At 58.2% G+C, this 5,594-nt stretch carries 9 protein-coding genes; 5 read left to right on the top strand and 4 right to left on the bottom strand.

The window, feature by feature from the left end; translation table 11 throughout:
• Positions 1 to 215 precede the first annotated feature (215 nt).
• A complete protein-coding gene (locus tag AC04SH_RS34570) occupies positions 216 to 434 on the top strand; it encodes a hypothetical protein (protein ID WP_488578062.1) in 219 nt (72 codons plus the stop codon).
• Positions 435 to 466: 32 nt separating this feature from the next.
• Here AC04SH_RS34570 and AC04SH_RS34565 read toward each other — a convergent pair whose 3' ends face one another.
• Genes AC04SH_RS34565 through nthA form a run of 3 tightly spaced genes read right to left on the bottom strand, consistent with a single transcriptional unit; the run spans position 467 to position 2,131 of the window.
• Entirely contained in the window at positions 467 to 841 is a 375-nt protein-coding gene (locus tag AC04SH_RS34565) for a hypothetical protein (protein ID WP_477345695.1), read from the bottom strand.
• Positions 828 to 1,484, bottom strand: a complete 657-nt coding sequence (gene nthB / locus AC04SH_RS34560) for a nitrile hydratase subunit beta (RefSeq protein ID WP_488578061.1) — start codon at positions 1,482 to 1,484, stop codon at positions 828 to 830. Before nthB ends, AC04SH_RS34565 begins: the two co-directional genes overlap by 14 nt.
• Positions 1,485 to 1,486: 2 nt before the next feature.
• A complete protein-coding gene (nthA, locus tag AC04SH_RS34555; protein ID WP_477345691.1) occupies positions 1,487 to 2,131 on the bottom strand; it encodes a nitrile hydratase subunit alpha in 645 nt (214 codons plus the stop codon).
• Between the two features lie 618 nt (positions 2,132 to 2,749).
• Between nthA and AC04SH_RS34550 the strand changes: the two genes are divergently transcribed.
• From AC04SH_RS34550 to AC04SH_RS34535, 4 genes are all read left to right on the top strand, one after another.
• Complete coding sequence (locus AC04SH_RS34550) at positions 2,750 to 3,196, top strand: Ros/MucR family transcriptional regulator (protein ID WP_477345689.1); 447 nt, start codon at positions 2,750 to 2,752, stop codon at positions 3,194 to 3,196.
• A gap of 249 nt (positions 3,197 to 3,445) precedes the next feature.
• Positions 3,446 to 3,688 (top strand): hypothetical protein, encoded by a 243-nt coding sequence (locus tag AC04SH_RS34545; protein ID WP_477345687.1) that lies wholly within the window; start codon positions 3,446 to 3,448, stop codon positions 3,686 to 3,688.
• A gap of 59 nt (positions 3,689 to 3,747) precedes the next feature.
• On the top strand, positions 3,748 to 3,918 hold the full coding sequence (locus tag AC04SH_RS34540; RefSeq protein ID WP_488578060.1) for a hypothetical protein: 171 nt from the start codon (positions 3,748 to 3,750) through the stop codon (positions 3,916 to 3,918).
• Positions 3,919 to 4,180: 262 nt separating this feature from the next.
• Positions 4,181 to 4,378 (top strand): hypothetical protein, encoded by a 198-nt coding sequence (locus tag AC04SH_RS34535; RefSeq protein WP_477345685.1) that lies wholly within the window; start codon positions 4,181 to 4,183, stop codon positions 4,376 to 4,378.
• An 844-nt stretch (positions 4,379 to 5,222) separates the two neighbouring features.
• On the opposite strand, the gene AC04SH_RS34530 is transcribed toward AC04SH_RS34535, so the two are convergent.
• A partial coding sequence (locus AC04SH_RS34530; RefSeq protein ID WP_488578059.1) for an outer membrane protein occupies positions 5,223 to 5,594 on the bottom strand: 372 nt, incomplete at its 5' end.

Genomic DNA, 5,594 nt, shown 5'->3' with positions numbered 1-5,594 from the left:
ACCGCGCCTTTGATCTCAATCCCAATGACGCAGACATTCTCATGGACTATGGCTACTGCCTGAGTTGCGCGGGACGAACCACCGAAGGCTTCGACGCAGCACAAAAGGCGTTGCGCCTTAATCCTCGCTATCCCGAGTGGTACGTTCAATAGCTCGGCCAGATTTACTACGACTCCCGACAATACCATGAAGCAGTCACGGCTTTGCGTAGCCTAATGACAATCGACACGGTGTACCGCTGGGTCTATTTGGCAGCCAGCCATGCCGCATTGGGGAATATGATCGAAGCGAGGGAAGCCGTGGAGCGGATCAAGCAAATGGACCCATCAGCCACAATCGTTTCGAGAACCGGCCCCCAAATGACGCCTTACAAAAATCCCGGCGATCTGGAACACCTTCGCAAGAACTTGCGCAAGGCAGGCCTGCCAGAATGAGTGAAAGCGCGCGCTGGCCTTGAGGGGGATTTCTAGTCTGGAGCTTTGGTAAATCGGCCGCAGTCTAGCTCCACTGGCTGTCCGTGAGGAGTCTGCAAATATGCTCGCCGCCAGTCGTCCCGACGGCGTGCCAACTCCGCGCACGACACGTTCCCTCCAGCATCCAGAATACGTTCGAGCGCAGACAGCACGGCTGTGTAATAAGTGCCTGTGTCGTCGGCACTCCCAGCAAGACTTGCAATGCGGACTTCCTCGCCCAGAGTTTCCGCCCAGGTTGATTGCGTGATCGTCCCCGATCCAATCAATAGATCGGCGATTGCCATTGCCTGGGCGTGCCATGGTTCAGCGAAGATTGGCTCGTCGTCTCGTCTCCTCAACGGCCCGTAGCCGGGATCAGGCTCGCTCAAGGTAGCTCTCCCAAAGATCAACAAAAACGCGATCCCTCCGGTCCTTCGCTTCCGGCCACAGTTCAGATGCGGCGAAGCTGACCGTATAAAGGTGCTCCGCCTTATGTTCGCCCCGTGCAGACGCATCCGGGAAGACATGCGCACCATGAAGGGCGAAGATGCTTCCCTTTCTACCGCGCACGTAGCCGGGAAGACGAGTGTGTCCCGAGTGCCCCGAAATCTTTCCGCGTACGGTCGCGCCTAGGGCAAACGATGGCCTAGCATCGATTTCAACCGCGTAGCTGCGTGGATTTTTCACGTAAGCTCTCGCCTCGTCCGCAGTCTCTGGCGGATATCCTGGCTGCGGCGTGAATGTCGATGCCCCTGATTTGAGCTCCTCCAAAGTGACATAGCCCACGTCGATCATTTCAGCCGCAAGGGTGAGCAGCCAATGATCGAAATAGGATCGAGTCAGGTAGTCCGCCGGAACGATCAACTCGCGGCAATGCCGGAACCAGTCTATCGACCAGTCGCTGTCGCCAGCGGCGGCCTGCGCCAATCCAAAAGCGCGCATTTCCCACTGTTCATGGAAAGGTCGGCCATCGCCCAGGCCTTGAATCGGGCCAAAGCCTTCTCGTCCACCGAGATCATGAACTCCATCCATCATCAGCCTCCCAGCGACGGCGAGAGATCCCTTTCAGTTCCGATCATGGAGTTGCGCGTCACCAGCCGCGAAAGAGAGGCCTCGTCCAAGCTCTCAGTGCCCGCCGGCTGTTGCGGCAGCACGAGGTATCGTCTTTCTGACGTCGAGTCCCAGACGCGCACCTCTACGGTGTCTTCGAGTTCGACGCCGAATTCTCTCAGGACGCCTCGAGGATCGCGTACGGCGCGTGCTCTGTACTCGTTGGATTTGTACCATGCGGGCGACATGCCCAGAATGGAAAAGGGATAGCAGGAACAAAGCGTGCAGACGACGAGATTATGAACGTCCGGGGTATTCGCGACAGTTTGTAAATGACCCGTCGCGTGGCCCGCAAAGCCCAACTCGTCGATCGCCGACGTAGCGTTTGCCAGCAGGCGCTCCTTGAAAGCGGGATCTTTCCACGCTCGCGCCACAACTCTCGCGCCGCGCTTGGGTCCGATCTCCTCCCTATACATCTCAATCCACGCGTCCATCGCTTCCGGGTCGACCAGGCGCTTCTCGATCAGGAGACTCTCGAGAGCCTTCGCTCTCAGAGCCGGCTCGGAGGGTAAGTCGTGGTGTAAGTCGTGATGAATCTTCGAAATCTTCTGCGAATTAAAACTCGTCATCGACGTCCCCGATTTGAGGCCCAATCGGCGGAATTTACCATGAGCACACGAAGGTTGCAAAAAGGAGCTGCGGATGTGGAGGATGATACCATCCGGGCTGAGCTAAGTGGTCGCGTTCAATAGAGTGCCCGAGGCACTGCGAAGATTGAATTGTTCGGCCATCTGCTAAGACAATCAGCAAGAAAGTGCGATGTCTACACCTGCCCACGGACCGTATGATGTCGGCGCTTTCAGTGCGGCTACGGTAGCGGTTCTTGCCCGAATGCCTCACAATGACGAGCGGAGGCGCACTCGGCCATTTGAAACGCGCCGCGCACCAACTGCTGTAGCTGCATCGTCATGGGTTGACCCCTTCGAGAATCTCAGCCGCGCTCCCGACATGAGCGATGTGGAGAGCTGCGTCAGGCGGGACAATCTGAACGGCTTCTAGCTCGTATGTATCCAACCGTGTTGGTGCCACTCTACTTCGCCGCCCTCGCCGTCCTGATGCTCGCCGGCGCCATTGCGGCGCCGGCCTTTTTCCCCGTGCACCCAAAAATCGGTGGAACTACATGTCGGGACGCTGGTTGCGTACCTTAGCTCGGTCTAATACCCGGGCATCACCACAGGGGCCAACGAATGACGGACACCCACGACCATCACGACCACGCAACCGAACTAGTCGAACTAACGGCGGATGTTGTCTCTGCCTACGTTAGCAATAATCCGTTGCCGGCCGGCAGCCTGCCCGAACTGATTGCATCTGTGCACGCTTCATTGTCAGGCTTGGGTGGCCAGAACGCAAGGCCGGCCGAGCCGAGGGAGCCAGCCGTCGATCCCAAGCGGTCAGTGACGCCGAATTTCATTTACTGCCTCGAGGATGGAAAAAAGTTCAAATCTTTGAGGCGGCACTTGTGGAGTTCGCACAACCTTACCCCTGACGAGTACCGCGCTAAATGGGATCTGCCCAGCAGCTACCCCACAACAGCGCCAAAGTACTCCGCGATCCGCTCTGCACTGGCGAAGGCCGCAGGACTCGGCAAGGGTGCCCCCGGCGAAGAAGGCAAGCGGAAGCCGAAGCCTTGAAGCTACAGGGACAAAGAAAAGCCCACTGCCGACTTAGTGAGAGCCACGGCAACGGGCCAAGGCTGAGAATGACTAAGGGGGCCGCCCGTGACATCACAGCTGGAACATCAAGCGCAGATGTCCATGAGCGCCGTCTTAATTAGATACCTAGAATTTTAGTGACTCCGCGATGATGGCCACTTGCCATCCAACCTCGTATGCAGGATTATATTCCTGTTGCGGCGATCCCTTCAAACGGAGTTCGCTACCATGGCCAGAACCAAACCTTCCCAGCAGCTTTCCCAGGCGGATATCGAGCGCTTTCTCGTGGCAGCGGAGGCACTGCACAAGAGCATCGTGCGGCCGCTCCTCGCGTATCACTGCGAGCACTACCGCGCGCTTCGTGAGGTTCATGAACCGTTGTTGAAAGCGATCGAGACCATCACCGGCAAGAGGGCGCCGTCTATCCTGCCGAACGGCACAGGGTCGGTGAAGCCCCCTACGGCTGGGTAGCGCCTCACGGAACCATTTCCTCTCGGCTGACTTTGGGTCAGCTGGAAGGGACATCCAAGGTGGTTGACGAGTTAGGCAAGCCGCCCGAAACAGCGATCGGCATTGCCACGCGGCGTCTGGCGGCTGAGACCGGTATCACCCCTGCGCTAGCCACAGAGCTTGTCAGCTTCCTTGGCCCTTACAACTGGTCGTCGCTCTTGCGCGAAGCGCGGATACTCAAAAAGCCCTAGGCGTGGAAAAGCCCGCTGCCAGGGCGTTTAGCAGCGGGCCTTCGACATGCCGAACACAGGATCTTGGGGCATGCATCCGGCTGGCGCAAAAACGGCGATTGTGGAAATTTGTTCCCGCGCCGTTCGCATAAATTGCGACAGCTTGACTGGGCCGTCGCTCGCTCCAGTCTGCATTCGGCTGGGTAGAGCCTTAAGGCGAATTGCCCGATTGCGAATATGCCCCATAAATCAAGGACGGAACCGACTCAACTAGAGACGCACCGTGACGGACGAGGAACTGACGCTTAGCAGCATCTCCAAGCTGTTCAGGGATGCGAACCAGAAGCTTCAAGCGTCGCCAGACGTACCAGTTAGGCTCAAAAATAAGGTGGCTGGCTTGTCACTCAAGATAGCAGACGCCCTTGACGATCAGATGCACAAGGACGGTGACGCCGGCAGGGGCGCGGTTCCGGTTGAATGAGTTGCCGGCCTGACAGCAATGGTCTCTTGCGAACCGGGAAGCCCGCGCCTCTTGCGGAAAGCGCGGGCCGATCGGAGGCCCGATCTTCGGCAAGGCGATGGAGGGCACCACCTGCCGCTCGGACTACTTTTAGAGATGGCTAATGTTCCGTCAAGCCGGTTGGTCGAGCTCGAAAGTCCGCTACCAGAGTCACGCGCCCGTCCATCAGATTTGCGGCTTAAAACGGCCAAGCCATTGCCAGCACGTCTCGGGAACGTAGGGAGCCCCATTCTACAACACGTAATATCGGCGTATGATCCCTTGCCAGCCGGCACCTCTCCTTCGCCGGTTAGGCCCGGTGGTCAAAACCCCCAAGCCCCCCGCCTTGACCGCTGGGCCGCTAGTAGTCTCGCGCGCTCGCGGCCGCGGCCAGTGGATTGGGCTCTTATTTTAGTAGTCGCTAAATTCCTCAATAATTTGAATGCCAGAGTTTAACGCAGTCGTGCAATTGATGGCGACGTTTTGCTGTGGGGTTGGAAATGCGAACCCGGACTTTGGTTAGGAACTCGAGGGCCACAGAAGCCTTGGAACTGCGCGCGAAGATAGCATCCTTGGAAGAGGAGCAGAGGCGAAGGGTTGCGTGCTCGGCAGGCATGTTAAAGCTGGCGCAAGTCGGCCAAGAATTAAAGTGGCTTCGGTTTCGCCTGGCAATTCTGGAAGACTGTGTGGCGGCGCTTTCAGCCGAAAAAAAGTGCCCACTAGGCCTTTTGGTGGAAGGACCGACCACCGAATGAACGGCGCCCCGTGGCGACGGCCAAAGCATCACGAGTAGGCCGCTACAGCCGCTTGAAGTCGGGAAGCCGCTTCAGAAGTGGTAGTTGATACCCACGCGGACCGTATCGAAGTCGATTCTGGAGGTGGAAGGATCTGGAGCGGCTGTGTTGAAATCGGGGGTGCCCAGATCGACGTGCATGTACTCAGCCTTGAACGACAGCTTCTGGTTCAGCGCCCATTCAACACCTGCGCCGGCCGCCCAGCCCCACCGGGTCTCGTCGTAGCCGCAGGTCGGGGTAAAGCCACAGGCTCCCAGGTCGGCCGTGCCTTTGACCTTGCCGACAGCAAAGCCACCCGTGACATAGGGAAGAAAGTTCTCGAAGGCATAGCCGACGCGCGCACGGCCTGTGCCATACCAATCGATGTCCGCCGAACAGCCCTCGATCCCGCAAGGCGGTACAAA

It is taken from the genome of Mesorhizobium sp. CNPSo 4688, assembly GCF_057784295.1.
Note: the sequence above shows the minus strand (reverse complement) of the source record. Positions and strands in the feature narration are given on the sequence as shown.

Excerpts from the sequence above, each read along its gene's own strand:
- AC04SH_RS34570 (WP_488578062.1), top strand. The coding sequence starts at position 216 with ATGACAATCGACACGGTGTACCGCTGGGTCTATTTGGCAGCCAGCCAT.
- nthB (WP_488578061.1), bottom strand. The coding sequence starts at position 1,484 with ATGGATGGAGTTCATGATCTCGGTGGACGAGAAGGCTTTGGCCCGATT.
- nthA (WP_477345691.1), bottom strand. The coding sequence starts at position 2,131 with ATGACGAGTTTTAATTCGCAGAAGATTTCGAAGATTCATCACGACTTA.
- AC04SH_RS34550 (WP_477345689.1), top strand. The coding sequence starts at position 2,750 with ATGACGGACACCCACGACCATCACGACCACGCAACCGAACTAGTCGAA.
- AC04SH_RS34545 (WP_477345687.1), top strand. The coding sequence starts at position 3,446 with ATGGCCAGAACCAAACCTTCCCAGCAGCTTTCCCAGGCGGATATCGAG.